Genomic DNA, 26,592 nt, shown 5'->3' with positions numbered 1-26,592 from the left:
GAGGTGGTATCCTTGAAAGATAAGTTCAATATGACCATAGAGCAGAATATTGCCTTTGCAAAAAGGTCCTTGGTTGATGCTATATGGAAAAGTGCTAGATTGGAAGGCTTTTCAGTAACCTTTCCGCAGACAGACGATATCTATAATGGATATGTTGGCTCCGGTGTCTCTGTAGACGCCGTGGTCACCATCAATAATCTAAAACACGCATGGCAGTTTCTGTTGGCCAACCTAGATTATCCCTTGGATTATCCGTATGTCTGCAAACTCAATTCTCTTGTCGGTGCAGATAATCTTATTTATCGAGCAGGCCGCATTAGGGAAAAAGGTCAAGAGGTCGGTATTGGTGGTACAAGTTGGAAACCGAATATACCCTCCGAAACAAAGACTAAGCGAATTTTAGCTGAGTTAATGGAAATACAAGGCTATTCCTCCACTGAGAAGGCTTTGCAGGTCCTTTGTTTCTTAATGAGAAACCAGACCTTTCTTGATGGGAATAAAAGGACTGCTATGCTTGCAGCTAATCATATCTTGATTGGCAGTGGGTGTGGCATATTAAACATTCCTATTGAGCTGCAAGAAGAGTTTAAAGCAAAGCTGATTGCTTTTTATGAAACCGGAAGTGCTGAGGATCTGCAAGCGTTTCTTTATCAGGGCTGCATTTTTGGACAGGACCGAATTGAAGAGACTGAAACAGACTATCTTTTTGCAGGCATTAAATGGAATGAGCCTAATGGAGAGTAATATGCTCAATAAAGAAGAACTGCTAAGTAAAAAAAGGTCGCTAGAGCTCTGGGATAAAGGACTATATCGTAATATTGAAGTCGGTACCTTTGAGGGGCTAAGTGCTATTCATAAGTACCTATTTCAAGATGTGTTTCCTTTCGCCGGACAAGTTCGGACTGAAAATATCTCAAAAGGTAATTTTCGATTTGCCGGTGCTTTGTTTTTAGAGGCTAATCTAAAAATAATAGACACCATGCCGGACGCCACCTTTGAAGAGATTATTGAGAAGTATGTGGAAATGAATGTAGCCCATCCATTCCGAGAAGGTAATGGACGTTCTATGCGAATATGGCTAGACCTGCTCCTAAAAGAGCGGCTGGGCCTCTGTGTAGACTGGGCTAAAATAGATAAGGACCAGTACCTCCAAGCCATGGAGCGGTCACCGGTTAATAGTCTGGAATTGTATGTATTGCTCCAGTCCGCTCTCACCGATAAGGTAGAGGACAGAGAAGTTTATATGCGTGGGGTCCAAGCATCCTACAAGTATGAAGGACTGAGTGATGTAGATATTTACGAACTGTAGAAGAAAAAAAGAAAATATTAAGAGATATGTAAGTGAAAGATATTCTTTCCTGCATATCTCTTTTTTTATTGAGAAAAGGAGAAAGTGAAATGAATCTACAAGGACTTATCAAAGATTTTAACGATATAGAAGAAAAGGCCTTCTTTAAGCAGGAGGTCGTTATGGAGCATACACCGGTTTATGAAGCCGAGGAAGAGAAAGTATTTGTTGCGCCGCTAAACTCATATGGAAAAGCCGCTCTATGTATAAGAGAACTTCTCAAGCCTGAAAGACTGACGGTCGAGCAGTTTGGCGTTCTATTCCTGAATACCAAGCTGAAGCCTGTAGGCTATAGCATTGTGTCTGTAGGTGGTTTAACTCAAGCTATCGTAGAGCCTTCCGCTGTTTTCCAACGGGCAATGTTGGCCAACGTACAAAACATAATTGTCTTTCACAACCACCCTAGCGGCGATACAACACCTAGTCAGGAAGACTTAGGCTTAACGAAACGCCTTGCTGAGGGTGGGGAAATCTTAGGAATAAGGCTTCGAGACCACATTATTGTGAGTCACGAAAAATACTCTAAAAGCATAAGGACGGAATATCCAAATTTGTTTTATTAAAAAAAAGGAGAAAAAATCATGACTAAACAAAATGAAAAAGTAACCGCCTTGTTAGAACAATTAGAGCTGGGGCTGGATAATCTCTTCGAGAGTGATAACTACCGGAAGTGGCTTGAAACACTAAGCCACTTTCATGCTTACTCTTTTGGGAATACGGTCCTTATTGCCAGCCAGTGTCCCGAGGCTACTCGTGTTGCAGGCTACCAAACATGGAAGAAATTAAACAGGCAGGTTAGAAAAGGGGAAAAAGCAATTAAGATCCTTGCTCCTGTTATCAGAAAAGTAGATGAGATAAAGAAAGACAAAAATGGCAATCCTATTCTCAATAAGAAAGGAGAACCGGTGCAAGAAGAGCGGCTTGTTGGCTACAGAACCGTGTCAGTTTTCGATATTTCTCAGACTGACGGTGAAGAACTCCCCGGCCTAGCTAGCTATAGAATGGACTGCAAGGTCCAAGGATATGACCGGCTATTTGAGGCCTTAAAGGCAGTTTCTCCTGTTCCTGTTCGTTTTCAGGATCTGCCAAGAGGGACATATGGGTACTTCTCCCGGAAAGACAAGGAGATAGTCCTAAGCCAAGGCATGACCGAGGCTGATATCATTTCTACCCTCTTTCACGAAATGGCTCATAGTGTTTTGCACGGGACTGAGGCAGCTGCGGACATGGACACCCATATCAAAGAAGTAGAAGCAGAATCCGTGGCGTATGTATTATCAAGCCGGTTTGGTCTTCCATGCGAAGAGGTTAGCCTCTCCTATATCGCAGGCTGGGCTAGCATGGACCAAGAAAAACGAAAGGTCCTGAAAAAAGCTATGAGCAGGATTACTAAGGCATCTTCTCAACTGCTGAAAGGCATAGAGGAGGCTTTAGGGGAAATAGAAGAAATTTGTGCATAAGGAGGTCGTTGGTGTGAAAGCCTTGGATTTGGCCCGGTATATCATTTACAGGTGTTACGACATAGGTAAGCCTATTAGTAATCTTCAGTTGCAGCAGATCCTTTACTTTGTTCAAGTGTCTTTCCTTCAAGAGGAAGGCCACTTGGCTTTCGCTGAAAGTATTGAAGCTTGGCAATTTGGACCTGTTATTCCATCTGTTTATTATAACTTTTCCGGCTATGGTGGACTGAAAATCCCCATTAGTGAGGGAAAGTATATAGACTTTTCAGGTCGGGATCTTGTAGATCAAGTTTGTATGGAAAGCACATTAATAGAAGCTTGGGAATTACTAGAAATGTCGCATGAAAAAGAAGGAGCTTGGCATAGAGTCTATAACAATGGCAAGGGCAATCGTGATGTCATCAGCCCTGCCGTAATGAAAACATATAGTATAGAAAGAAAATAATAATCTTAAACCACGCAGGAGCCTATGCTCTTGTGTGGTTTTTTTATTCGCTGAAGGATGTGGTATAATATATAAAAGCGAGTTAATATAAAAAAGGATCCCTTTTGCGGCTTTTGTAATGACGTAGTATTGAAGTTAACCGAACTTTCGTATATAATATGCTTGAATGGAGGTGTTCTGTATGGCAACAACAAACTTGAACATTAGAACAGATAAAGCCATCAAGGATCAGGCAGAAGAAATTTTCAATGAACTTGGTCTGAATATGACAACTGCTGTAAATATATTCCTGAGAACTGCCATCCGTGAACAGGGCATTCCCTTTGAACTGAAATTGGATGTACCAAATGAAACACCAGCAGCCGCAATTGAGGAAGGACGGGAAATGACAAGGGCGGAAGAGTACCTAATCTTTTTTCTAGAACGCTATCGATATCACAAAGGGCTTTCCGGAAAAGATGCAATAGAGCTTTTCCAGTCAAAAGGGATTAGTGAATATATATTGAGCCACTATGATGCCCTCCATGTGCAAAGTGAGCAAAGCGTTATAGAGGAAATAGACGAGTTGCTAGAAGATAGTGCTCTCTCTAACACGCCTTAGCCGGCGTGTTTTATCTTGCCTGAATATTGACTATAAACAACAAAAGTTGTATAATGTATATATATTAAATTTCCGGAGGCTATTGTAATTTCGGTAGGCAGTAGTATAATCCGGTGACGTGAGCCGAGGCGTCTTTATTATTGTGCCGACCAGTGTATTCGCTGGCCGTAGTCCTTGCGAGTAATTGCAAGGAAGTAACCCTTAACTGGGAATGATGGGGAAGTACAGATAGGGACCTTGTGTCCATTTTTAAGTTAATCAAGAGATATGTAAGAAAGATGATCTTTCAAGCATATCTCTTTTTTTATTGCCAAAAGTAAGGTATACTGAAAGGAGAAAGTATATGTGTGAACCAAAGTTTTATCAGCTGACAAATGACCTCTTATTTCATATCGTCATGCAGGAAAGCGAGGTAGCCCTTAAAGGGCTGGTAGCCTCTCTCTTGTCGAAAAAAATAGAGGAAATAACCAGCGTAGAAGTGCTTAATCCTATTGACTATAGTCAGCGGATTAGCGGCAAAAGAATTATTTTAGATGTTAATGCCCGAGTGAATAAAGATACCCTAGTCAATATTGAAGTGCAAGTGAGACGCTTTGAAGCGTGGCATCTAAGATCTCTCTTTTATGCAGCCCGAATGGCAGCACAAAGCCACCCGGGGAAAACATATGCAGAGCTACCAATTATCCGGCAGTTTAGCATACTGGATTACACCTTTGATGAGGAAGATTCGGCATTTTTCTCGGAATATGAGTTGCAGAACCAAAAGACTGGTAAGACCTATACAGATAGGTTCCGTATAGCTATTATGGACCTGACCCAAAAAGATCTAGCAACCCCGGATGATATTGCATCCGGTAGGCTTATCTGGGCAGACCTTTTTAATGCTCAGTCGTGGGGGGAATTAGACCAACTTGCGAAAAAGGACACACTAGCAAGGGAGGTAGTAGATATTATGCGTACAGCAATGAAAGATGACGGCATTTCTTTTGCTATTAATGAGCGAGAGATTGCTGAAATGGATGCCCTCACTCGTGAAAAATCAGCCGAACAATGTGGTTTGGAGCGTGGCTTGGAACGAGGTTGGCAGCAAGGCCTAGCTAGAGGCCTAGAAGAAGGCATGGAAAAAGGGATAGAAAAAGGGATAGAAAAGGGATCGGCCAAAAGCCGAGAAGCCATACGCTCTAATATGATTAGAGCAGGCTTCACCCAAGAGCAGATAGCTCTTGCACTCGGTGAATAGAAAAACAGAAGCTAAATATTAAGAGATATGCAAGAAAGATTTTCTTTCAAGCATATCTCTTTTTTATTGAGAGGAGAAAAGAAAATGTTTTTGAAAAAACTAGAATTGAAAAATTTCCAAGGGATCAAAGATCTCTCATTGGATCTTGGCCAGACCACCCGGATTTATGGAGACAACGCCACTGGTAAGACCACCGTGGCTAACGCTCTTTCATGGCTGCTTTTTGATAAAAGTAGTACAGGAGAAAAAGGATTTTCCCCTAAGACCATTGGTCCGGAAGGAGAAGTTCACGGACTAGAGCATAGTGTTACGGCCATCTTTTCTGATAGGACTGAAGAGGTGGAACTCCGTAAGGTTTTTTACGAGAAGTACACAAAGTCCCGTGGGAGCGCAACCGAGGAATTTGCCGGCCATACGACCGATTACTTTATTGACGCTGTGCCACAGAAGAAAAAGGACTTTGACAAATTCATTGAAAGCCGGTTCGGTTCTACTGAACGGCTACAGATTTTGACGGACCCGCTTTTCTTTTCAGAAACCCTCCCGTGGGAAAAACGCCGGGCGATCCTAATTGGAATGTCCGGGGGCCTATCGGATAACGAAGTCCTACTTGGAATGGGATCCAAGGTCAGTAACCTACGGGCCTTCCTTGAAAAGAAACCCTTAACGGTTGACGAGTTGACAAAAATGCTTAAGGCGCAAAAAAGGGATCTGGCCAAGGATATTGAAGCCATTCCAGCCCGGATTGATGAAGCCAACCTTGCCAAGCCGGATGTGACCCTAACTGGTAACGAAAAGGCACGTGCTGCAGAACTAGAGGCTGAAGCCGCTAGGTTAAGAGCCATCATTGCTGAAAAGAAAGCAGCAGATGGAGTTGCATCTGAGGTAGAGCGGCTGACAAAGGCGATTGATAGCCTTAGACAAGGCTACGTGTCCGATAAAGCTAGATGCGAGGCGGAACTCGCTAGTAACGAAAAGGATCTACAACTAAAAAAACGTGAGGCTGAATACGGGAAAAGGGACCTTTTAAACAAGGCTCAGTTAATAGAAAAGGAGATTAATCAGCTGACGCAGGCTCGTCAAGACCTAGTGTTGGAATTTCAGGCAATTAAAAATGAGCAGTTTGTCCACAACAGCATTTGTCCGACTTGTGGTCAGGCCATCTCTCCGGAGAAGTTAAAAGAAGCGGAAGCCTCCTTTAACCAAGACCGGGCTGAAAGGCTGGAAACTATCAATAAGAAAGGCCAAGCCTGCAATAAAAAGGCAATCGAAGCTAAGACCTTGGAGGCCGGCAAGCTGTATGAAGAAGCAGCAGGGCTGGATAAAGAAATGGACCGTCTTGATAAGAACCTGTCTGATCTCAAGGCAGCTTATGAAAACGAACTTTCCCTCTTAGCCCAGTCTGCTGAAATGAAGGAAGTTGACCTCAAAGAAGCCATTAGCCAGATCCAATCTGATGCTGAGGAGTTTGCAGTAGATACCTCGGCTGAAGAAGCAGCCCTTAAAAAGGCTCTAGAAGAGCAAGAGGTTCTTATGAGTCTGCTTTCTCAGGCAGCCCTCGTAGAGGCTCAAGACAGACGGATTAAAGAATTGCAAGAAGAGCAAAAGAAGCTTTCTGGCAAATACGAAGAGCTGGAAGGCCTTTTATATGAAACGGAAGTTTTCACCCGTGCCAAGGCAAGCGCACTCCATGAGCGAATCAATAGTCGCTTTACAAGTGTCCGCTTTGTCTTAACAGAAGAGCAGGTTAATGGCGGAGTCAAGGACGTGTGTAATGTCCTTGTCCCTCGTGGTGATGGGGTATATATCCCCTTCTCATCTGCCAACAACGCTGCTCGGCTTAACGCCGGGCTGGGGATTATTTCCGCCTTGTCTGAGTATTGGGGAACGCAAGTGCCGGTTGTAGTCGATAACGCCGAAAGCGTCACTAAACTGGCTACCGGTGATTTGCAGACCCTTGCTCTATATGTAAGTGAAGATGACAAGGTTTTAAGAATAGAAAGCGAGGAAAATTAAAAAAATGAGAGAAATTAGTTGGGAAGAATTACAAGTTATTTTAGACAAGCATGTTAAATGGCTAGAAGGTTCAGATGATAGAGAGCGTGCAGACTTATCCAACGTAGATTTACGGAAGGCAAACTTATCCAGTGCAAACCTACAGGGCGCAAACTTACAGAATGCAGAGTTACAGAACGCAAATCTACGGAACACAAACTTATCCGGTGCAGACTTACGGAATGCAAACTTATCTGGTGCAGACTTACAGAATGCAAACTTATCTGGTGCAAGCTTACGGAATGCTGACTTGTCTGGTGCGGATTTGTTGGATGCAAGCCTGTTGGCCGCATACTTGACTGGTGCAGATCTATCGAACGCAAAATTGTTTAATGCAAATTTATCCAATGCAAACTTATGGAATGCAAATTTGTGGCGTACGGGCTTACATGGTGCAAACTTGACGGGTGCAGACCTGTCGGGAGCAGATTTGTTAGACGTTTCTGTGAACGTACGCACCGCTTTTTATCACCTGCAATGCCCCGAAGAAGGGTCTTTTACCGCATGGAAGAAATGCCATGCAAACGAGCAACCTGTTTTAGTCAAGCTTTTAATTCCTGAGGATGCTAAGCGATCCAGTGCGACAAGCAGAAAGTGTCGTGCCAGCAAAGCGAAGGTTTTGGCTGTTACTAGCCTAGACGGTGAGACTCACTATAAAGAAGCCCGTTCAGGCTACGACTCACGTTTCGTGTATCGTCCCGGCGAAACGATTGAAGTAGACGACTTCGAGAAAAATAGATGGATTGAGTGTGCATCCGGCATTCACTTCTTCATGACTAAAGATGAAGCTATTCAATATTAAGAAATTTAGGAGGAAATTTAAAAAATGAGAGAAATCAATAAAGAGGACTTAATCATTACCTTGCAGAAACATAAAAGATACTTGATGGGGTGGCCTCGTGGAGAGTGTGCAGATTTGTCATATACCGACTTGCGGTATAAAAATTTACGAAATGCAGATTTGCAGGAAGCCAACTTGACGGGCGCAGACCTGTCGGGAGCAAATTTGCGAGGCGCATTCTTATTTCATACAAACCTGTCGGGAGCAAATTTGCGAGGCGCAAACCTATCGGATGTAAACTTAGAAAACACAATTCTACTAGGTGCAGACTTGCAAGGAGTAATTACAAGCAATACCCGCTATGCAAAATGGAGGAATAAAAAATGAAATTTTACGAAGCCTTCTTGGCACCTCAGTATAGTTCGCAAAAGTCCTTTGGCGGGAAGGCTCGGATCCGCTTTTTTGATAAAGGCTATCGGGTCCTAGTGTCTTATACAACAGAGATTTGCTGCTTTAATCCGGCAACCGGTCACTTAGAAATGCTGTGTTTGGAGTCGGATTTAACACCCACTACCATGAGGCACCTTCGGGAATTTTTAGCCCAAAGCGGCTTTAGAGGGCTGGCAAAGGATAGCAAGGATGCCATTGTGGCCTATTTACGGGACTAGGTTGACGCAAAACAATTAAAATAATAAGGAGAGAAAAAATCATGGAAAACAACAAAATGATGGAAAAAGTCGCTAACGAATCTCAAGCACCGGTCACCATGGGGTACAACACGCTGGAAGGTTTCAAACTTATGCAGCGAGTTGCTCAAATGTTTGCTCAGTCCTCCTTGGTTCCTAAAAACTACCAAGGCAACGTGTCCGACTGTGTAATTGCCCTTAATATGGCCCAGCGGATGAACGCTGACCCCCTCATGGTCATGCAGAATCTCTATATTGTGAATGGTCGGCCTAGCTTTTCGTCCTCCTTCCTTATTGCAACCTTTAACGCTAGTGGGCGGTTTTCCTCTATGCAGTTTGAGTTTGCAGGGAGCAAGGATGATGCCAAGTGCCGGGCCTATGCCAAGGAGTTGGATTCAGGAATCGTTTTACAAGGTTCATGGGTCTCGATCCAGCTGGCCAAAGATGAGGGTTGGTACGACAAGACAGACCGGAACGGCAAACCTGTCAGTAAGTGGCGCACCATGCCCCAGCAAATGCTAATGTACCGGGCTGCCGCCTTCTTTATCCGTGCTTATGCCCCGGAAATCGCCATGGGGATGTACACGACTGACGAGGTTGAGGACTTCATTGACGTGGAAAGCCCTCAAGCGGCTGTTCCAAAAGAGCCGGTTAAGCCTCAGCCTATTAAGCAAGAAGAGGCACCAGTGCTGGATTTTGAAGAAGCGGTTGAGCCTCAGCCTATAAAAGAGGAACAAGTAGTAGACATTCCGGAACAAGAGGGTACGGAAGAGGACCCCGATGCAGGTGACCTTTTCTCAGGCCTTGAGCCGGAATTTTAAGCCATGGAAATTGATGTTTTAGGCAGCAGCTCAAGCGGTAACGCAATTCGGATATCTGACGGGAGCACTTCGCTCCTGTTGGATGCCGGGCTGCCCATAAAGAAGATAAAAGAAGGCTTGCACTTTAGGACCTCTGCCTTAGATGGCGTACTCGTCACCCACGAACACCAAGACCACGCTAAAGCGGTCGGAGACCTCATCAAGATGGGGCTGCCGGTCTATGCTTCAGCAGGGACTTTTGAGGCTTTGGAAAAAGCGCAGGGAAATTGTATAAAGGCGCTTCACCCTTTTGCTATAGGTACTTTTACAGTCCTGCCTTTTCCAGTTATCCATGATGCAGTAGAGCCGCTTGGCTTTGTCATTCGCTCAAGCGTTACCGGTGAGAAGTTGCTCTATGTGACAGATACCATGTATGTTCCCTACAACTTTACCAATCTGACGCATATCATGATCGAGTGTAATTACCAGCCGGATATCCTTTGGGAGAATGTCCGGACGGGACAAGTCCTGAAGAAAGTAGCCAACCGTGTTGTGGACACCCACATGAGCTTAAAAACTACCTTGGCTTTTTTGAGAGAGAATGTCAGTCCCTCATGCAAAGAGGTGTGGCTGCTCCATTTATCTGATCAGAACTCAGACGAAGCTTTAATGAAAGAAGCGGTGCAAAAGGCAATAGGCTTGCCTGTTTATGTAGCCGAGAAATGAAAGGAAAAAGCATGAGTGAAATTTTAATGGATCCAATCTTTATGAGTAAAATGCTGGTGATATATGCGGTTATTACTGTAGTCGCAAGTGCTTTAATGCTCATTATTAGCATTAACAGTAATGCTAAATATGGGGACCACCTGTTAAAGGTTTTCCCTATATTAATAGTTATCTTCATTTTAATGAGTCTACTGGTTTGCCGAAATGTATGATGAAAGAGAGGAAATAAAAGATAGGGATAAATATGGAAAAGACCTATATAGTTACTGAATGCTGTCCTTTTTGCGGCAGTGAAATAGTAATGCGCTGGGACTGTGACGAATTGGGCTATAAAGCTTACTGTCCAGTTTGTGGGGAGCGATTGATGCTCTGTGATGAGTGCCAGCACCGTTTTGATGATGGAGAGTATACGTATGACTGCGATTACGATTCAAAGACTGATTCGTGCCGGTTTAATCAAAGGAGATAAAGAATGGATAATAATCAACTAATCCCGATAATCAATAAGGATAATGGAGATATCGCCGTTAGTGGCCGGATGCTGCATGAGTTTTTAGAGGTTAAAACGCCATATAAAAAGTGGTTTGAACGTATGGCAGAATATGGGTTTGAAGAAAACGTGGATTACATTGCCTATAGCACACAAGAGGGTTTTGGACAAAAATGTCCGAAACTTAAAAGTGATAATATAGGTGGTCGTCCAGCAACCGATCATGTCCTCACCTTGGATATGGCCAAAGAGCTTTCCATGATCCAGCGGACAGAGAGGGGAAAACAGGCTCGTCAATATTTTATTGCAGTCGAAAAAGAATATAATTCGCCGGAAAAAGTGATGGCCAGAGCTTTGCTCCTAGCCAACAAAGAGCTGGAAACCTTACGGTTAGAAAACCGGAAGCAAGAGCAGATCATTGGTGAATTAGAGCCTAAAGCCTCTTATTATGATGTTGTTCTGTCCAGTCAAAATGCAGTTCCCATTACGGTTATTGCGAAAGACTACGGCTGGAGTGGTAAACGAATGAACACCTATCTACAAGAGAAAGGCATTCAATTTAAAATGGGCGGCGCTTGGCTTCTGTATGATCAGTACGCACGGCTTGGCTACACAAAAAGCGAAACCACCTCGTATGTGAACAGTAAGGGCCTGAAATGTTCTACCTTCCTCACGAAGTGGACACAGAAGGGCCGCTTGTTCCTTTATGAAACGTTAAAGCGAGACGGCATCCTGCCTCTGGTTGAGTTATGCCCTGATGTTGAGGTTAATTTATAAAAATTGCAATATGATAAGGAGAGGAAAATGAAGCGAATAAAAAGATACCTTTGGGGCTGCCTGTTTGGCATCTCCTTTTTAGCAATTTATAGCACCGCCGTGAATGTTGAACTAGGTCTTGCCGGACTTGGTGAGGCGAGTATCGTGTCGCTATTTTGGACGCTGGTACTTTTTGCTAGCGGTTATCAAAGTGGGTTGTTTCAATCAGACTATAAAAAGCTAGATAATAAATAAAGGAGTTGTGCCTTATGAATAAAGAAATTAGAGAAAATATACAATTAAGGGAGGACTTGTTTGATATATACGAGTCTTTGGAACTTATTCAAGAGCGTGGAACCCTCCCTGAGTTTTTGGAGAATAGCCTAGCTATTGAATATACAAAATCCATACAAGGTCTTTATTTGGGCTGCTTAATTAACATAACAAGTGGTGGTCCGACTATAGACATAGATACTCGCCGAAACCTTATTGTAGGCTCTTGGGGTGAGACCAGAGTGGAATATCCATTACCCGATGGCATAGCAAGCAATATAGATGAATTAATAAGCGAAACTGTTGAAGTCATTGAACAAAAATAAAGGAGCGTTTAATTATGAACAATGTAAACTTAATTGGCCGTTTTACTTCAGATCCTGACCTCAAATATACCAAGGCTGGGAAAGCTGTCGTGTCTTTTACTCTTGCTGTTGACCGGCCTTTTGCTGGGAAAGACGGTAAGAAAAATGCTGATTTCGTTCCCTGCCAAGCTTGGGGAGGCGCCGCTGAAAACGTTGCTAAATTTCTCCACAAGGGAAGTCGTGCAGCCGTAACAGGATATATTAAAACAGACTCCTACACGGATAAAGACGGTGTGCGGCGGAGATCCATGCAGGTGGTTTGCAACAACGTCCAGTTTTTAGACCCCGTTAAGGAGAAAGGGGACCAAAGCAAAAAAGAGGAAACGCTGGATAAGGGTGCTTCAGAACCCACAGAAAAGCAGCCCGACATCCAAGAGGAGATTGGCACGCTTAGTGCAGATGGCCTCTTCATGGACATTTAGGCTGCTAAGCATTGAAAAGAGAGAGTTAATATTGACTAAAAAGAGCGGTTTTCTAGCCGCTCTTTTTTGTTGCTTTTATTTTCAGTGGGGAGTTCTAGACACCATTGATTTCCTGTGCCATTATGCTATAATCATATCAACAGAACCCACCACGCCTAGTCTTGCTTTGGCAAGAATGCGCAACCCGGTGGGACTTTTTATATTCCAAGGTGAGCGATGTATATATATCCCAAGAATTTCTTGTCTGTTGACGAATTAATAAAAAATTACGCAAACGTATTATAACTAATGCGACTTAATCTAAATTAGAATATTAGAATAGTTTATCTACCGGTTCATCTACCGACCGAAGTAAAGAGTCTGTCAACCAAGCTATTTTAAGACTATATTACTGTTTCCTGTCACCTCGATTCGTGCAAAAGCAGGACCGGTTTCATTACCGGCCCTGCTTTTTTCTATGGTTTTTTCATAAGGACTAGGACGGCAAACGAGGTCTTGTTTATTAAAAGGGTCTTGCCTGATTCCACAAAAAAGATACGCCTAGCTCCAGCAAAAAAGCTGCTGGCTAGGCGTATCTTTTATCCTTTGAAAATACCTTCATATAACACCGCGGCGTCCTTCAAGGCAGGATAGTAGTTCCCTGCCGTCCCCTTACCATCCATGGTCACTACAATGGCCCGGTCATTGCTTTCCCTGTCCCGGCCCAGGCTAGCCAGGCAGAGGCCGGCTTCACCGGTGTAACCGGTCTTCCCACCCAGGATTTCAAAGCTGGGATCAGCCATGACCCGATCAAAGTTATCCAGATAGCGCGCCAGAGAATGGTCTAAGCGCAGGCCCTTGGCCAAAGGGCGCGGGGCCTCTGTTGTATAGTGCATACTTTGAATGACCTGGGCAAAGGTATCATTTTTGAGACCGGCTCGCATTAACTTGGCCATATCTGCGACGGTGCTCACATGCTTGGGGTCATGGGCCCCGGTCACATTGACAAAGTAGGTCCCCCGCATTCCCAGGACGGCGGCCTCCTCATTCATCCGCTCAACGAAGGCCTCCTCAGACCCTGAGGTCACAATCGCCAAGGCCCGGGCGGCATCTGCACCGGAGGGTAAGACGGTGGCATACATGAGATCTTCTACGGTGACCTTATCGCCAACTTGAAAACCGGCTGTGGCCAGGTCCTTTTCAGCTAGGCCGGTAAAGACATCACTGGTCAGCTCAACCTTCTGTGAGAGGTCTTTCTGGTCGAGCAGGGCCACATAGAGGGTCATTAGCTTGGTTAAGCTGGCCGGGTATTTTTGATCTTCCGCTGCCTTAGCGAATAAGACCTCCCCATTTTTTGCATTGATGGCAATGGCGGCGTGGCTGGAGATATCTTTGGCTTGGATATGGCCACTGGTATCCGTCGCCGTCAAGGCCTTATCCTGTACCGGTTCCTGCTGGCCGGAAGCAGCACACCGAACCATGGCAAAAAGGATGAGGACCAGCAGGAGGCCCAGGAGAATCTTTGCCCTTAATCGCAAGCGGTAGCGACGTCTTCTCCGTCTGGGAGGCCGGTTCCGCGAGGAGGTACCGGCGCCTTCTCGCCGTCTGACCGGTTGATCTGCCGGGCGCCTTCTTTCAGGAGGGCGCCTAGACTGGTATGACATGACTCGCCCACCTTTCTAAAGGATAGGGGGCAGGAGGAAGACTGGTCACTTGTCAGCTTTCCCACTGCCCCTCCTTTCATCTATCGGATGAGCCCGGCCCTTACCGCCGCTCTTTGACTTCCTCAACAATGTCATTAATCAGGCCATCCAGGGCAACGGTCCCCTTGTCGCCATCATGGTAGGTCCGTAAGGAGACCTTTCCGTCAGCGGCTTCTTTCGCCCCAACGACCAACATGTAGGGAATCTTTTGAACCGTTGCTTCACGAATTTTGTAGCCAATTTTTTCATTTCGGTGGTCCACTTCACAACGGATGCCGGCCTGGTGCATTTTTTCGCGGATGTCATCGGCATAGGCGGCCTGGTCATCTGTAATGGGTAAGACCCGGACCTGGACCGGTGCCAGCCAGGTTGGAAATGCACCGGCATAGTGCTCGACTAAGATGCCGATAAATCGTTCCAGACTCCCCATGATGGCCCGGTGAACCATGACCGGCCGATGTTTTTCACCATCTTCACCAATGTAGGTCATATCAAACTTCTCAGGCAACTGGAAGTCTAATTGGATAGTCCCACACTGCCAGGTCCGGCCAATGGAGTCTTTTAAGTGGTAGTCGATTTTAGGCCCATAGAAAGCCCCATCTCCAGGGTTGATTTTATAGTCAACGCCAACTTTTTCCAAGGCGTTTTTCAAACCTTCCGTAGCCTGTTCCCATAATTCTTCAGACCCCATGGAGTCTTCCGGCCGGGTGGAGAGCTCAACAGAATATTCAAAGCCGAAGGGCTTGTAAATATTGCTGACTAGGCGCATAACCCCAATGAGCTCTTCTTCAATCTGGTCTTCCCGCATGAAGATGTGTCCATCATCCTGGGTAAAGGCCCGGACCCGCATTAAACCGTGAAGGGCCCCGGATAATTCATGGCGGTGGACAAGGCCCAGTTCACCCCAGCGGATGGGCAGGTCCCGGTAGCTGTGCATACTTTCATTATAGAGTAGGATGCTGCCCGGGCAGTTCATTGGTTTGATGGCATAGGGTTCTTCATCAATTTCAGTGAAATACATATTGTCTTTATAGTGGTCCCAGTGGCCGCTCCGTTCCCACAGGGCCCGGTTCATGATAAGCGGTGTCCGGATTTCACCATAGCCATCAGCCTCATGCAGTTCTCGCCAGAATTCTTCCAGCTGATTGCGGAGGATCATCCCCTTTGCATGGAAAATAGGGAAGCCGGGGGCTTCATCGACAAAGGAGAAGAGGTCTAACTCTTTACCCAACCGTCTGTGGTCACGGCGTTTGGCTTCTTCCAATTGGAAGAGGTAGGCATCCAGGTCTTCCTGCTTTGGGAAGCTGGTCCCATAAATCCGTTGGAGCATCTTATTATTTTCATCGCCCCGCCAGTAGGCCCCGGCCAGGTTCATGACCTTGATGGCCTTAATTAAGCCTGTCCGCGGAATGTGAGGGCCGGCGCAGAGGTCGACAAAGTCGCCCATCTCATAAAGGCTGATGGGTTCATCTTCCGGCAGGTCTTGAATGAGTTCCATCTTATAGGGTTCATTCTTCTTTTCAAAAAGGGCGATGGCTTCATCCCGGGGCAAGACTTTCTTGACTAGCTTAGCATTCTTTTTGATGATCCGCCGCATTTCATCTTCTATTTTAGAGATGTCATCCGGGGTAAACTGGTGGTCGCTGTCGACATCATAGTAAAAGCCATTTTCAATAGCCGGGCCAATGGCCAGCTTGGTGCCGGGGTATAGATTTTGAACCGCTTGGGCCAAGACATGGGAAGAGGTATGGTGAAAAGCGTCAGCCCCTTCGGCTTGGTCAAAGGTAAGAACTTCTACAGCATCCCCATCATGAAGGGGGGCTTCCAAGTCTACAACGGCCCCGTTTACTTTAACTGTCAGAGCTTTTTTAGCCAGACCATTTGATATGCTTTTTGCTAAGTCTAGGCCCGTAGCCCCTTCATCTAAATCACGGTGATGCCCGTCCGGTAATTGAATACGCATATGAATACTCCTCCTTATAATCAATAAAAAACACGCTCATCCCATAAAGGGACGAGCGCGTGTATCTCCCGTGGTTCCACCCAATTTGACTGTACAAGACAGCCCACTTTAAGGCCTTTAACGGTGGCGACCGGTCTTAGTCATCCTAAGACAGCTCCGAGGTGGTCACCCTTAGCAAGGGTCATATGCAGTCCCACCATCCCTGCACTCTCTGAAATGACCTCTTACCGGCGTCCTCATCAAGGCTTTTTAATATGCTATTAGTTTATCATTTACCCCAGGCCCCGTCAAGATAAACCAAAGTGGGTCATCATTTTCTCTCTAAGGTTGTCAAACATTTGTGGCGCAAGCCCTCTGGTAAAATGTCTAAGCTTCTTTCATAGAGTAGTTCTGCACCATTTCATTCGTTACAGAATTCCCTCCCATTATCTGTCTGGACTGTTCTGTCGTATTTCATTCGCCATCTTTGAACTTGTTGCCTATTGGTATCATAAATCGGGTTGTCTTTGCACTATTATGCTTTATGGCATAATCGATAACTTTCTGGCGAAATATCATTTCCACTGTTATATTAGATTTTGCCAGCTGGTCATGAAAAGACATTCACTAGTATCCTTTATTTTACATAGAATAGGGGTCATGATACAATAAAATAAATTACTTTTCCATAACATCATTGGATAGGGCAGTTGTGGTATAATAGTCCTAAATTAGGTAAGTAAGGGGAGTTCATATATGTTGACATCTAAAGAAATTAGACAGGCCTTTATAGAGTACTTTGAGGCAGCTGGCCACACCCATGTCGCCAGTGGCTCCTTGGTCCCGCATAATGACCCGACTTTACTGTTTACCAATGCCGGTATGAACCAGTTTAAAGAAGTCTTTCTCGGCGTTGATCAGCGGCCCTACAACAGGGCGGTCACCTCGCAAAAATGCGTTCGGGCAGGCGGTAAGCACAACGACTTGGAAACGGTCGGTAAAACAGCCCGTCACCATACCTTTTTCGAGATGCTGGGGAACTTTTCCTTTGGGGATTACTTTAAAAAGGATGCCATTAACTTTGCCTGGACCTTTTTAACTGAGCAGCTGGGGCTCAATCCCGATGACTTGTGGATTACCATTTATAAAGATGACGATGAAGCCTATGACCTCTGGCATGAGCGGACCGGCTTTGGCCCGGAAAAAATCCTCCGCCTAGGGGAAAAGGATAACTTCTGGCAAATGGGGGATGTCGGCCCCTGTGGGCCCTGTAGCGAAATCCACTATGACCGGGGCAGTGAGCATGCCTGTGACCATGAAGAAGGCTGTGCCCTAGGGGTCTGCGACTGTGACCGCTGGCTGGAAATCTGGAATCTGGTCTTTATGCAGTTTAACCGTCATGAAGATGGGACCCTGGAACCGCTACCCAAGCCCAGCGTGGATACCGGGATGGGGCTGGAACGGATTGCCTCTGTGCTCCAGGGGGTGCCCAGCAACTGGGATACCGACCTCTTTAAGCCCCTGCTTCAATATGTAGAAAGTCTGACCGGAAAAGTTTATGATGAAGGCAAGGCCGGCTTCCCCTTCCGGGTTATTGCAGACCATGGCCGCTGCGCCACTTTCCTGATTGGCGATGGGGTTTTACCCTCGAATGAGGGCCGGGGTTATGTCCTCCGCCGGATTATCCGCCGGGCTGTTCGTTTAGGAAAAACCTTGGGCCTGAATGAGCCTTTCCTGTACAAAATGACAGCTGAAGTCGGCAAGCTCATGGGAGAGGCTTACCCTGCTATTATTGACCAGGCTGTCTTTATCGAAGAAACCATCAAAAGCGAAGAAGAACGCTTTATGAAGACCCTCACTGAAGGGATGGACCGGGTCAGCGATACCATTGCTTCATTAAAAGCCGAAGGGAAAACGGTCATCGATGGGCAAACCGCCTTTACCTTTTATGATACCTACGGTTTTCCCATTGACCTGACCAAGGACGTTGCTGAAGAAAACGGCCTAACGGTCGATGCCGATGGATTTGAAGCCGCCATGGCTGAGCAGAGACGGAAGTCCAAGGCAGCCCACCAAACAGTTGACGCCTGGGACCTGGCCAAAACCGTACGCGATGCCTTTCCAGACTTACCTAAAACGACCTTCACCGGCTATGGCCAACTGGAAGATACAGGGGTCATTAAGGGGCTCTTAAAAGATGGGGAAGGGGTCCATTCGGTTACAGAAGGGTCAGTCCAACTGGTTGTCGACCAAACCCCCTTTTATGCCCAGGGCGGCGGCCAAATCGGCGACAAGGGCCTGCTCATTGGGCCGAAGGGACAAGTGAGGGTTGAAGAGACAGTTAAACTGCCCGATGGAACCTATGTCTTAACCGGTGACGTTTCCGGGACCGTTGCCATTGGTGACCAGGTTCAAGAAAAGGTCGATCGGATGGTCCGGCAAAATGTGGCCCGTAACCATACCGCCACCCACCTCTTGCACGCCGCCTTGCGGAAGGTCCTGGGGGATAGTGTCCACCAGGCCGGGTCCCTTGTGGCGGAAGACCACCTGCGCTTCGACTTTTCCCTCCAACGGGCCATGACAGCAGAAGAAATTCGGGCGGTCGAGCAGCTGGTCAACCAGCAGATTGCTGCCGGCCAGCCCCTTGAAGTCCAGGAAATGTCCATTGATGACGCCAATGCGAATGGATACATGGCCCTTTTCGGCGAAAAATACGGGGACCAGGTCCGGGGCGTCCAGATTGGCGACTTGAGCCGTGAATTATGCGGCGGGACCCATGTCCATGATATTAGCGAAATCGGGATTTTCAAAATCCTTTCTGAAGGGGCTGTCTCAGCAGGGATCCGTCGGATAACCGCGGTCACCGGGGCAGGGGTCTATGCCTATATGACCAAGCAAGCGGATATTTTAGCCGCCCTGCAAAAGACCCTCAAGGTCACCCGGCCGGAAGACCTGGTCGCCCGGGTTGAGAGTTTAGAAAAGACCTTAAAAGAAACCGAGAAGGCCTTGGCCGACTTAAAGCGTGAACAAGTTAAAGAGAGTCTAGGTGACCGGCTGAAAGATATTGTCCAAGTTGATGGGCTGGACATTTTAGCCGATACCGTTAAAGCCGCCAATCCGGATGAGCTCCGACAGATTGCTGACCAATACCGGGATAAGATCAAGTCCGGCCTGGTTCTCCTGGCCAGTAAAACAGACGATAATAAGGTCATGCTGGTTAGTATGTTGACCAAGGATGATGCTGTTAAGCGCCTCCATGCCGGTAAAATCATTGGCCAAGTGGCAGAGATTTTAGGTGGTCGCGGGGGCGGCCGGCCGGATATGGCCCAAGCCGGTGGCAAGGACCCGGATAAAATTCCTGAAGCCTTAAATAAAGTTGTTGATATCGTAAAAAATCAATTAAAAGAGAGATGATGGTATGCATAATGATATGGATGAAACCATGTACTTTAATAAGTCCGGGTCAAATGAAATGACCCCGAGGGACATTTTGCGCGTGGTTTACCGGGCTCTGGAAGAGAAGGGCTATGAACCGGTCAATCAAATCGTTGGCTATCTTTTAAGTGGTGACCCGGCCTACATCACCAGCTATAAAAATGCCCGGGCCCTCATTAAACAAATTGACCGGGATGAATTTATCGAAGAAATGCTAATCGAATACATTGGCCTTCCCTCACGGAGATACTAATGCGGGTCATGGCGTTAGATGTCGGCGAGCGCCGTATCGGTGTCGCTGTGAGTGATGCTTTGGGGATAACCGCCCAGGGCGTCCAAACCCTAGAGCGGAAGAGCGATGACCAGGCTATCCGGGACCTTCAGGCCCTAGCCGAAAGTTATGCGGTAGGGGCCTGGGTCATCGGCTTGCCTAAAAATATGAACAATACCCTTGGCTACAAGAGCGAAGAAACACAGCGCTTTGCAGAGGCACTCACTCAAACCTGCCCCCTGCCGGTCTATTGGATGGATGAGCGGCTGACCACTGTGGCGGCAACCCAAGTGCTCCTCCAGGCGGATATAAGCCGGAAGAAGCGGAAGAAGAAGGTGGACCAACTGGCTGCTGTGCTCATATTGCAAACGTGGATGGATAGCCCTGTTGGGCAGGAGGTATGTCGTGGATAACAAGCAAACAGATGATGCGATGCAAAATGAAGACCTTTTTCCGGAAAATGTTATTGTCCTCGTGGACGAAAACGAAGAAGGCCGCCCCTTTGAATTGATTGGTGACTTTGACTTTGAAGGTGGCTCTTACGCCGTCGTTGCCCCCTACGAACCGGAGGCAGAAGAAGCCGATGAAACAACGGTCATGGTCTTCAAAATCGTTGATGAGGACGGGGAAGACGTCTTATATGAAATTGAAGATGACGATGAATGGAACCGGGTGGTTGATTTCTGGAACGAGTCCGCTGAAAGCCATGATCACCACTAGATGGAGGACAGTTTATGTCTGACCAATCCTCTGTACTGATTATTGATGATTATGCCGTCAATATTGAGTTACTTGAAAGTTACTTGATGACCTCTAACTTTAACCTCAATATTTATAAAGCCACCAGTGGCTTAGAGGCCATGCAAATTTTTAACAGCAAGGAACTTGACCTCGTTATTACAGATGTGATGTTACCGGATATAAATGGTTTTGAACTCTGTCGCATGATGAAAGACCTCCGCCAGGAGAATTTTTTGCCGGTCGTTATGGTCACCGCCTTAACAGACCGGAGTCACCGGCTCCAGGGACTCGCCAGTGGTGCCGATGACTTTTTAACTAAGCCGGTCAGCGGCGATGAGCTCCTGATTCGGGTGGGGAACTTGCTCCGCTTGCGCAAGGCAACCGTCGACTTAAATGCCCGGTACACAGAAATTAGCCAGGATTTAAAGTTGGCCCGCCAGCTCCTAAATGACTTTATGCCAAAGGGGGTCCCCTTTGATGGCGACCTGCAGGTGGACCTTATTTATCAACCGGCCAATTTTGTTGGCGGTGACTTTTATGATTTTTTGCAAGTGGATGAGGATACCTATGGTTTCTTCATTGCAGATGTCAAAGGCCATGGGGCCTCGGCTGCGATTATTGTGGCTATTTTGAAAGAAAAACTGTACGAGTTGAAGGACTATTGGACCGCTCCCGCCCGATTATTTGAACAGATTAATGGCAACCTATGGCGGTTTTTCTCCAATACCAGGAATGATTTCTTTGTAACGGCTTGCTACCTGCTCTACAATAAAGAAAAAAAGGAAGTCCTCTGGGCCAATGCCGGCCACGTGCCGCCGGTTTTGTTCAAGGAAAAGCAGATAGAGACCTTAGACCAGGTCTCATCCCTGCCCTTAGGCTTATTTGAAGAAGTTTCCTTTGAAAACGGCCGCTATCCTTGCGCAGCAGAAGAGGCCCTTTTGCTTTACACAGATGGGGTCTTTGAATTGCCGATATTTGGCCACCCCTCTCGCTATTACAGCGATATTGCGTCTATTTATGAAAACCTGCCCGCAGACTTGTTAGACTTGTACGCTCCTCGCGCCTTTATGACAGAAGTACGGGCTGCCCTCAGGCAGTATTCCCAAAACGATGATGTTAATATTATTTTGGTCAATTTATAGGAGGCACTATGGCAAGCTATTGTGTCAAAAGTAATGACGGCTATATAGAAGTCATTTTTGAAGGTGAAATCACCCTTGAAGAGTCCTTTGACTTCAAAGAAGAGGTCAAAAGCCGGGTCAATGACTTGCACATTTACCAGGTCATGGTTAACCTTGAAGGGGTTAGCTTTATGGATTCCTCAGGCCTGGGGATGTTGATTTCCCTCTATAAAGAAGTAAATGAAAAACAAGGTAAAATTGTTTTCTTCAACATCCAGGATTATATTATGAAGCTCCTCAAATTAGTCAATTTAGATAAGATTTTCCTTTTAGCTGACAACCGTGACCAGGCCCTGTCCTTACTCAGCCAGGTATAAACGCCCGCTAGCCAGCAGGGTCTGTCATAAAAAGGATAAGCAAAGAAGAATAATCTAATACAAGCCATATAATCAGCTTTATGAGTTGCTTTTTTATGACGGTCTTGCTATAATTATCGCAGGGTAAAGAAATACAGATATGCGTCATCATTTTTTCACATATTGTAAGGGGTTACATATGTGTCCATGTAATTCGTTACAATATGTGAATTTTTATGTCCAACTCTGTGTTGCCAATCCTGACTAATTTTATGGAGGTCAATACGATGACTGGAACAGTTAAATGGTTTAATGCTGAAAAAGGCTATGGGTTTATTACTGTTGATGGTGGCGAAGACGTTTTCGTTCACTTCAGCGCTATTGAAGGCGATGGCTTCAAAACCTTAGATGAAGGTCAAGCAGTAGAATTTGACGTAGTCAGCGGCGATCGTGGCGATCAAGCTGCTAACGTTGTTAAACTCTAATAAGAACCAAAAGCGTTGCTGCTCTTGCGGCGACGTTTTTTTATTTTAGCTTGTCATTAATCTGTAGCTTATTTGTACCCACTTTGTAGGGATATGCGAATTGAAGCCAAGGGGAAGTTTCGTTACAATAGGATGAGATGCAAGGTTTTATACAAGAAAAGGAGGTTAGAGACCTTGGATAACCGTTGTTTATTTAAAAAAATAGTTACCGGCTCAGTGGTAGCCCTAGCGGTTTTTGCAGCCGGACACTTCAGCCCACCGGCCGAAGCTGCACCTGCGCCGTCTATTATTGTGAATGGCAACAAAATTGAAACGGATGTGCCGCCTATCATTCAAAATGGACGGACCCTGGTGCCCATCCGCTTCATCAGTAGTGCTCTAGGCGCATCTGTTGAATGGACCCAGGCCAACCAGACCGCTACGGTCCAGTTGGGGCAGAATACCCTGGCCTTTCCCTATGGGCAACAGGTCTATTACTTAAATGGGCAGGCCAAGGGGATTGATGTCAACATTCAGTTAATTAATGACCGGATCATGATTCCCCTCCGGGCGGCCGGGGAGAGCCTAGGTCAGAATGTTTTGTGGGACGATGCAACCCGGACTGTAACCGTGACCAGCCCGGCTATAGCCCCAACTGAACAAGCAAGTGTTCCAGCTGGTTCAAGGGTTAACGGGGTGGTTACTGTGACCCATGCTCCGGGACTTGTTTTTAAAGAGGCCTCTAGCAATAGTGCGGTCCTAGCCCGGGCGGAGAAAGATGTTCGTTACGATACGGTGGATAAAGTGGGCGAATTTTATCAGATTGTCCTACCGGATGGGCAAAAAGCCTGGATTTCTGAAATCCTGGTTAAGTTTGAGGCTTATGGGAAGCCCCAGGCCAGCAGTCCAACCACCCCGTCGACCCCTGCCAGCCCGACCCAGTCAGCCACTGCCACAAGTAGTGCCTACCTCGAAGTGACCGGGTCTGTGGTTAATATCCGCAGTGGTCCCTCAACGGACTATCCGGTTATAGATGCCGTTAAACAGGGGGATGTCTTAACCCGGTTAAGTAGTGCTTCCGGCTGGCACCAGGTCCAACTGGCCTCTGGCAAAAAAGGCTGGATCATCGGCCAATATGTCAAAGCAAGGACCGAACGCCCACAAGCACCGCCAGCGACACCATCAGCACCAACCCAGTCATCTGAAGAAACCCCAAAAGCCCCCCTTACTGTCAAACGGGTCACCCCGGGCCTAGGCCAGTATGAAGTAACCTTCAAAGTAGGCAGTGGCCAGGTGGATGTCATTAAAAACACCGGTAACCAGTTGACCCTTGCCATTCGTGGCGTGGCCGCTAACCCCCAGATCACCAATCCGGTTGCCGGTAAGGCGCCCTTCCAGTCCTTCCAACTAAGTACTGGTCGAAACAATGAAGTCCTCATTAATACGACAGTAGAGTCCGGTGGCTACTTCCGCCTGGACCGGAGAGGCGATGAATTCTCCATTATGGCTGTTCAAAAACATAAGAATGGCCAACTGGGCCTGGCCGGTAAAACCATTGTCATTAGCCCAGGCCATGGCGAATATACATCGGGAAACCGGATTGATCCCGGCGCTATTGGCAGCGTTTTAGGCCTATCCGAGGTGGCCTTTAATACGCCTGTGGCCCTGAAATTAAAGCAAAAGCTGGAAGCGGCCGGCGCTAAGGTCATCATGATTCGGGAAAAGGCACCGGTGAGGATCAGCCTGGCCGGTCGGGCCAAGGTTGCTAATGATAACAATGCAGATGCCTATGTTGAAATCCACGGTGATGCGGCACCTGGAAACCCAAATGCGGTCGGCATTGGGGTTTATATCTATGATGGCAACTTGCGACTGACCAGTGCCGCCCAAAAGGATATGCGGCAGGAATTTGCCAAGATTATGCAGAAGAGCATGAAGGCTGCCACAGGGACCCGGACCTACACCCGGACCGGCAATTTTGCCGTGTTACGGGAAAATGAAGTGCCCTCGGTTCTCATCGAGTGCGGCTACCTGACCACTGCTTCTGAAGAAGCCCGCTTAGCGACAGACAGCTATCAAAACCAGCTGGCCCAAGGGATGTACGACGGGCTGGTCAAATATTTCTCTTATTAAGTTTTTTACTTGACGCTGACAGTAAGACTGGTTAAAATAATCTTCATGTCACAGCGATATTATAGAAGGTGACCTATGTATCAAGAACTTGTTATTCGAGCAGCTCGCGCAGAAGACGGAGCCCTCATGCAGGACTTCATGAAAAAGCTTGGCCGCTACCAAAAAATGGAAGACCATATTACGGCGACGGCTGACCAGCTGGCTCACCTAGTGGCGAGCGGGCAGGCCCGGGCCTTTTTTGCCGAGCAGGAAGGGAAGGCCGTTGGTTTTCTCTTCGCTTATACGGTATGTTCTGCCTTTATCGGGGCATCCGGCTACTATATTGATGCCCTGTATATTGATGAAGCTTATCGGTTTCAAGGAATCGGCCGGGCCCTGATGGTTCAGATGGCCAAAGAATGTCTAGCAGCTGGTTTTGGCCGCCTCGAATGGGGTTGCCTGGACTGGAACCAGCTGGCCCTGGACTTTTATCAAAAGATAGGGGCCCAGCTGGTCAGTGAGATGCGGATCTATCGGATTCACACGGAAAGCATCCGCCAGCTGGCAGCGGAAAATATTCTTTAAAGAAATTGTAAAAAATACTTGCAAAAGGCGTCGACACCATGTATAATATGTTCTTGTGAGACGCCTTTAATCACGGCCTGTTGGAGAAGTGGCTTAACTCACCAGCCTTTCACGCTGGCATTCAGGGGTTCGAATCCCCTACAGGTCATTCGGACGATTAGCTCAGTTGGGAGAGCGTCTGCCTTACAAGCAGAATGTCGGCGGTTCGAGCCCGTCATCGTCCATACGGCGCAGTAGTTCAGTTGGTTAGAATGCCAGCCTGTCACGCTGGAGGTCGTGGGTTCGAGTCCCATCTGCGTCGCGACAGCCCTTAGGGGCTGTTTTTTTGTAGGCAAAAAAGGGCTGTTGTAAAACAGCCCCCTAAAAAGCACAAAGCCCGTCTCATTTTTGAGACGGGTCTTGGCCATTGTTGGTATAATATATACATGTCCTACAATAATTATTTTAATGTTAGCCTAGAGCAAGAAAAAGAAAAGTGACAAGTGAAAATGAGCTTTTATGGGGCCTTGTCGAATGATTTTACTCATTCTGACACAGCCCCTTTTTAGATGCTTGTCTTATTTATTTGAGGCCACAGGCCCGGCAGGCGCTTTGGGCGGAGGGGGTTACAGCCACGCCGCCCTTGGCGGTTTCCCGCAGCTGCATCGGCATAGAGCAGCCGACGGCGTACAAGGCCTGAACCACTTCATCGAAGGGAACCAGGGATTCAACCCCGGCCAGGGCCAGGTCGGCAGCACTCATGGCATTCATGACCCCGCCGGCATTTCGGAGGGCGCAGGGGAATTCAACCAGGCCGCCGACCGGGTCACAGACCAGGCCCATGATGTTGATCAGGGCGATAGAGGCCGCATCAAAGACCGCATCGATGTCTCCCTGACGTAGGTAGACCAGGGCCGCAGCCGCCATGGCAGCGGCGGCGCCACATTCAACCTGACAGCCCCCTTCGGCGCCGGAAACGGTAGCATTGGTAGCTATGATATAGCCAATGGCAATGGCCACCAGCAGGCCCTTAATCATTTCTTCTTCGCTGAGCCTGAGGTCTTCTTCGGCAACGAGGATGGCAGCCGGTAGGATGCCCGCCGCCCCGGCCGTTGGGGCGGCGACAATTTTCCCCATTTTTGCATTGACTTCTGAAGTAGACATGGCAATGGCCATGGCCTTGACCGGCAGGACCCCTAAATAGCTCTTTTCCGGAGCCAATTGGTCCAACTTATAGGCATTGCCTCCGGTTAAGCCGGATAGGGACATGAGGGGGGTCTTCCGGGCCCGTTCGCCGGCCTGCCGCATGACGGCCAGCCGTTCTTTTAGCCCCTCGATGTAGTCTTCCCGGGAAGTGCCGGTTTTTTCACATTCATGTTGCAGGGTTGCCTCGGCCAGATCCAATCCTTTTTCCTCGCAGGCCTGCTTAAGTAACAGAGCAGATGTATACATAGTT

At 47.1% G+C, this 26,592-nt stretch carries 30 protein-coding genes, 3 tRNA genes and 1 other annotated feature; of the genes, 29 read left to right on the top strand and 4 right to left on the bottom strand.

Annotated elements, in window-relative coordinates:
* The first annotated feature begins 12 nt into the window (after positions 1 to 12).
* The 17 genes from ACLGL1_RS06920 to ACLGL1_RS06840 all read left to right on the top strand — a co-directional run bounded on the left by ACLGL1_RS06920 (position 13) and on the right by ACLGL1_RS06840 (position 12,448).
* Positions 13 to 744, top strand: a complete 732-nt coding sequence (locus ACLGL1_RS06920) for a Fic family protein (protein WP_411007970.1) — start codon at positions 13 to 15, stop codon at positions 742 to 744.
* 1 nt (position 745) lies between these two features.
* Positions 746 to 1,309 (top strand): protein adenylyltransferase Fic, encoded by a 564-nt coding sequence (gene fic, locus ACLGL1_RS06915; RefSeq protein WP_411007969.1) that lies wholly within the window; start codon positions 746 to 748, stop codon positions 1,307 to 1,309.
* A 32-nt stretch (positions 1,310 to 1,341) separates the two neighbouring features.
* Positions 1,342 to 1,911, top strand: a complete 570-nt coding sequence (locus ACLGL1_RS06910) for a JAB domain-containing protein (RefSeq protein ID WP_411007968.1) — start codon at positions 1,342 to 1,344, stop codon at positions 1,909 to 1,911.
* A gap of 18 nt (positions 1,912 to 1,929) precedes the next feature.
* Positions 1,930 to 2,808 carry an ArdC-like ssDNA-binding domain-containing protein gene (locus tag ACLGL1_RS06905; protein ID WP_411007967.1) on the top strand — a complete coding sequence of 293 codons (879 nt, stop codon included), beginning with the start codon at positions 1,930 to 1,932 and terminating at the stop codon, positions 2,806 to 2,808.
* A gap of 13 nt (positions 2,809 to 2,821) precedes the next feature.
* Positions 2,822 to 3,253 (top strand): Panacea domain-containing protein, encoded by a 432-nt coding sequence (locus ACLGL1_RS06900; protein ID WP_411007966.1) that lies wholly within the window; start codon positions 2,822 to 2,824, stop codon positions 3,251 to 3,253.
* Positions 3,254 to 3,434: 181 nt separating this feature from the next.
* Positions 3,435 to 3,854 carry a type II toxin-antitoxin system RelB/DinJ family antitoxin gene (locus ACLGL1_RS06895; protein WP_411007965.1) on the top strand — a complete coding sequence of 140 codons (420 nt, stop codon included), beginning with the start codon at positions 3,435 to 3,437 and terminating at the stop codon, positions 3,852 to 3,854.
* Positions 3,855 to 4,197: 343 nt separating this feature from the next.
* Positions 4,198 to 5,094, top strand: a complete 897-nt coding sequence (locus ACLGL1_RS06890; protein ID WP_411007964.1) for an Rpn family recombination-promoting nuclease/putative transposase — start codon at positions 4,198 to 4,200, stop codon at positions 5,092 to 5,094.
* 84 nt (positions 5,095 to 5,178) lie between these two features.
* A complete protein-coding gene (locus ACLGL1_RS06885; protein WP_411007963.1) occupies positions 5,179 to 7,110 on the top strand; it encodes an AAA family ATPase in 1,932 nt (643 codons plus the stop codon).
* A 4-nt stretch (positions 7,111 to 7,114) separates the two neighbouring features.
* Positions 7,115 to 7,951: a pentapeptide repeat-containing protein gene (locus ACLGL1_RS06880; RefSeq protein ID WP_411007962.1), complete on the top strand. Its 837-nt coding sequence runs from the start codon at positions 7,115 to 7,117 to the stop codon at positions 7,949 to 7,951.
* Between the two features lie 24 nt (positions 7,952 to 7,975).
* Positions 7,976 to 8,317 carry a pentapeptide repeat-containing protein gene (locus tag ACLGL1_RS06875; RefSeq protein WP_411007961.1) on the top strand — a complete coding sequence of 114 codons (342 nt, stop codon included), beginning with the start codon at positions 7,976 to 7,978 and terminating at the stop codon, positions 8,315 to 8,317.
* Positions 8,314 to 8,598, top strand: coding sequence for a hypothetical protein (locus ACLGL1_RS06870; protein WP_411007960.1), 285 nt, complete (start codon positions 8,314 to 8,316; stop codon positions 8,596 to 8,598). Before ACLGL1_RS06875 ends, ACLGL1_RS06870 begins: the two co-directional genes overlap by 4 nt.
* A gap of 41 nt (positions 8,599 to 8,639) precedes the next feature.
* Positions 8,640 to 9,437, top strand: a complete 798-nt coding sequence (locus ACLGL1_RS06865; RefSeq protein WP_411007959.1) for a hypothetical protein — start codon at positions 8,640 to 8,642, stop codon at positions 9,435 to 9,437.
* 3 nt (positions 9,438 to 9,440) lie between these two features.
* On the top strand, positions 9,441 to 10,142 hold the full coding sequence (locus ACLGL1_RS06860; RefSeq protein ID WP_411007958.1) for an MBL fold metallo-hydrolase: 702 nt from the start codon (positions 9,441 to 9,443) through the stop codon (positions 10,140 to 10,142).
* Positions 10,143 to 10,614: 472 nt separating this feature from the next.
* Positions 10,615 to 11,409 (top strand): phage antirepressor KilAC domain-containing protein, encoded by a 795-nt coding sequence (locus tag ACLGL1_RS06855; protein WP_411007957.1) that lies wholly within the window; start codon positions 10,615 to 10,617, stop codon positions 11,407 to 11,409.
* Between the two features lie 27 nt (positions 11,410 to 11,436).
* Positions 11,437 to 11,643, top strand: coding sequence for a hypothetical protein (locus ACLGL1_RS06850; RefSeq protein WP_411007956.1), 207 nt, complete (start codon positions 11,437 to 11,439; stop codon positions 11,641 to 11,643).
* Between the two features lie 14 nt (positions 11,644 to 11,657).
* Positions 11,658 to 11,987 carry a hypothetical protein gene (locus ACLGL1_RS06845; RefSeq protein ID WP_411007955.1) on the top strand — a complete coding sequence of 110 codons (330 nt, stop codon included), beginning with the start codon at positions 11,658 to 11,660 and terminating at the stop codon, positions 11,985 to 11,987.
* A gap of 14 nt (positions 11,988 to 12,001) precedes the next feature.
* Positions 12,002 to 12,448, top strand: coding sequence for a single-stranded DNA-binding protein (locus tag ACLGL1_RS06840; protein ID WP_411007954.1), 447 nt, complete (start codon positions 12,002 to 12,004; stop codon positions 12,446 to 12,448).
* A gap of 578 nt (positions 12,449 to 13,026) precedes the next feature.
* Here ACLGL1_RS06840 and ACLGL1_RS06835 read toward each other — a convergent pair.
* The 3 genes from ACLGL1_RS06835 to thrS are packed head-to-tail and all read right to left on the bottom strand — an operon-like array spanning position 13,027 to position 16,093.
* Positions 13,027 to 13,965 (bottom strand): D-alanyl-D-alanine carboxypeptidase family protein, encoded by a 939-nt coding sequence (locus ACLGL1_RS06835; RefSeq protein ID WP_411007953.1) that lies wholly within the window; start codon positions 13,963 to 13,965, stop codon positions 13,027 to 13,029.
* Positions 13,956 to 14,156, bottom strand: coding sequence for a hypothetical protein (locus tag ACLGL1_RS06830; RefSeq protein WP_411007952.1), 201 nt, complete (start codon positions 14,154 to 14,156; stop codon positions 13,956 to 13,958). The genes ACLGL1_RS06835 and ACLGL1_RS06830 overlap by 10 nt, the downstream gene beginning before the upstream one ends.
* A 35-nt stretch (positions 14,157 to 14,191) precedes the next feature.
* A complete protein-coding gene (thrS, locus tag ACLGL1_RS06825) occupies positions 14,192 to 16,093 on the bottom strand; it encodes a threonine--tRNA ligase (protein WP_411007951.1) in 1,902 nt (633 codons plus the stop codon).
* A gap of 44 nt (positions 16,094 to 16,137) precedes the next feature.
* Positions 16,138 to 16,345: a binding site (T-box leader), on the bottom strand.
* Between the two features lie 483 nt (positions 16,346 to 16,828).
* Between thrS and alaS the strand changes: the two genes are divergently transcribed.
* From alaS to ACLGL1_RS06765, 12 genes are all read left to right on the top strand, one after another.
* Entirely contained in the window at positions 16,829 to 19,486 is a 2,658-nt protein-coding gene (alaS, locus tag ACLGL1_RS06820; protein WP_411007950.1) for an alanine--tRNA ligase, read from the top strand.
* Positions 19,487 to 19,490: 4 nt separating this feature from the next.
* Entirely contained in the window at positions 19,491 to 19,760 is a 270-nt protein-coding gene (locus ACLGL1_RS06815; protein WP_411007949.1) for an IreB family regulatory phosphoprotein, read from the top strand.
* Positions 19,760 to 20,191, top strand: coding sequence for a Holliday junction resolvase RuvX (gene ruvX, locus ACLGL1_RS06810; protein WP_411007948.1), 432 nt, complete (start codon positions 19,760 to 19,762; stop codon positions 20,189 to 20,191). The genes ACLGL1_RS06815 and ruvX overlap by 1 nt, the downstream gene beginning before the upstream one ends.
* A complete protein-coding gene (locus ACLGL1_RS06805) occupies positions 20,184 to 20,498 on the top strand; it encodes a DUF1292 domain-containing protein (protein WP_411007947.1) in 315 nt (104 codons plus the stop codon). Before ruvX ends, ACLGL1_RS06805 begins: the two co-directional genes overlap by 8 nt.
* 14 nt (positions 20,499 to 20,512) lie before the next feature.
* A complete protein-coding gene (locus ACLGL1_RS06800) occupies positions 20,513 to 21,661 on the top strand; it encodes a SpoIIE family protein phosphatase (RefSeq protein ID WP_411007946.1) in 1,149 nt (382 codons plus the stop codon).
* 8 nt (positions 21,662 to 21,669) lie between these two features.
* The gene (locus ACLGL1_RS06795) at positions 21,670 to 22,017 is read left to right on the top strand and encodes an STAS domain-containing protein (RefSeq protein WP_411007945.1); all 348 of its coding nucleotides are present in this window, start codon (positions 21,670 to 21,672) and stop codon (positions 22,015 to 22,017) included.
* Positions 22,018 to 22,283: 266 nt separating this feature from the next.
* Complete coding sequence (locus tag ACLGL1_RS06790; RefSeq protein WP_408976929.1) at positions 22,284 to 22,481, top strand: cold shock domain-containing protein; 198 nt, start codon at positions 22,284 to 22,286, stop codon at positions 22,479 to 22,481.
* Positions 22,482 to 22,655: 174 nt separating this feature from the next.
* A complete protein-coding gene (locus ACLGL1_RS06785) occupies positions 22,656 to 24,593 on the top strand; it encodes an N-acetylmuramoyl-L-alanine amidase (RefSeq protein ID WP_411007944.1) in 1,938 nt (645 codons plus the stop codon).
* Between the two features lie 75 nt (positions 24,594 to 24,668).
* Positions 24,669 to 25,157, top strand: coding sequence for a GNAT family N-acetyltransferase (locus tag ACLGL1_RS06780; protein WP_411007943.1), 489 nt, complete (start codon positions 24,669 to 24,671; stop codon positions 25,155 to 25,157).
* 74 nt (positions 25,158 to 25,231) lie between these two features.
* Positions 25,232 to 25,305, top strand: a tRNA-Glu gene (locus tag ACLGL1_RS06775).
* 3 nt (positions 25,306 to 25,308) lie between these two features.
* Positions 25,309 to 25,381, top strand: a tRNA-Val gene (locus ACLGL1_RS06770).
* Between the two features lie 3 nt (positions 25,382 to 25,384).
* Positions 25,385 to 25,458 (top strand) — tRNA-Asp (locus ACLGL1_RS06765).
* 260 nt (positions 25,459 to 25,718) lie between these two features.
* On the opposite strand, the gene sdaAA is transcribed toward ACLGL1_RS06765, so the two are convergent.
* Positions 25,719 to 26,588, bottom strand: a complete 870-nt coding sequence (gene sdaAA, locus ACLGL1_RS06760) for an L-serine ammonia-lyase, iron-sulfur-dependent, subunit alpha (RefSeq protein WP_411008003.1) — start codon at positions 26,586 to 26,588, stop codon at positions 25,719 to 25,721.
* Positions 26,589 to 26,592 lie beyond the last annotated feature (4 nt).

Source organism: Peptococcus simiae (assembly GCF_046569735.1).
In the GTDB taxonomy this organism is placed as follows: domain Bacteria; phylum Bacillota; class Peptococcia; order Peptococcales; family Peptococcaceae; genus Peptococcus; species Peptococcus simiae_A.
Note: the sequence above shows the minus strand (reverse complement) of the source record. Positions and strands in the feature narration are given on the sequence as shown.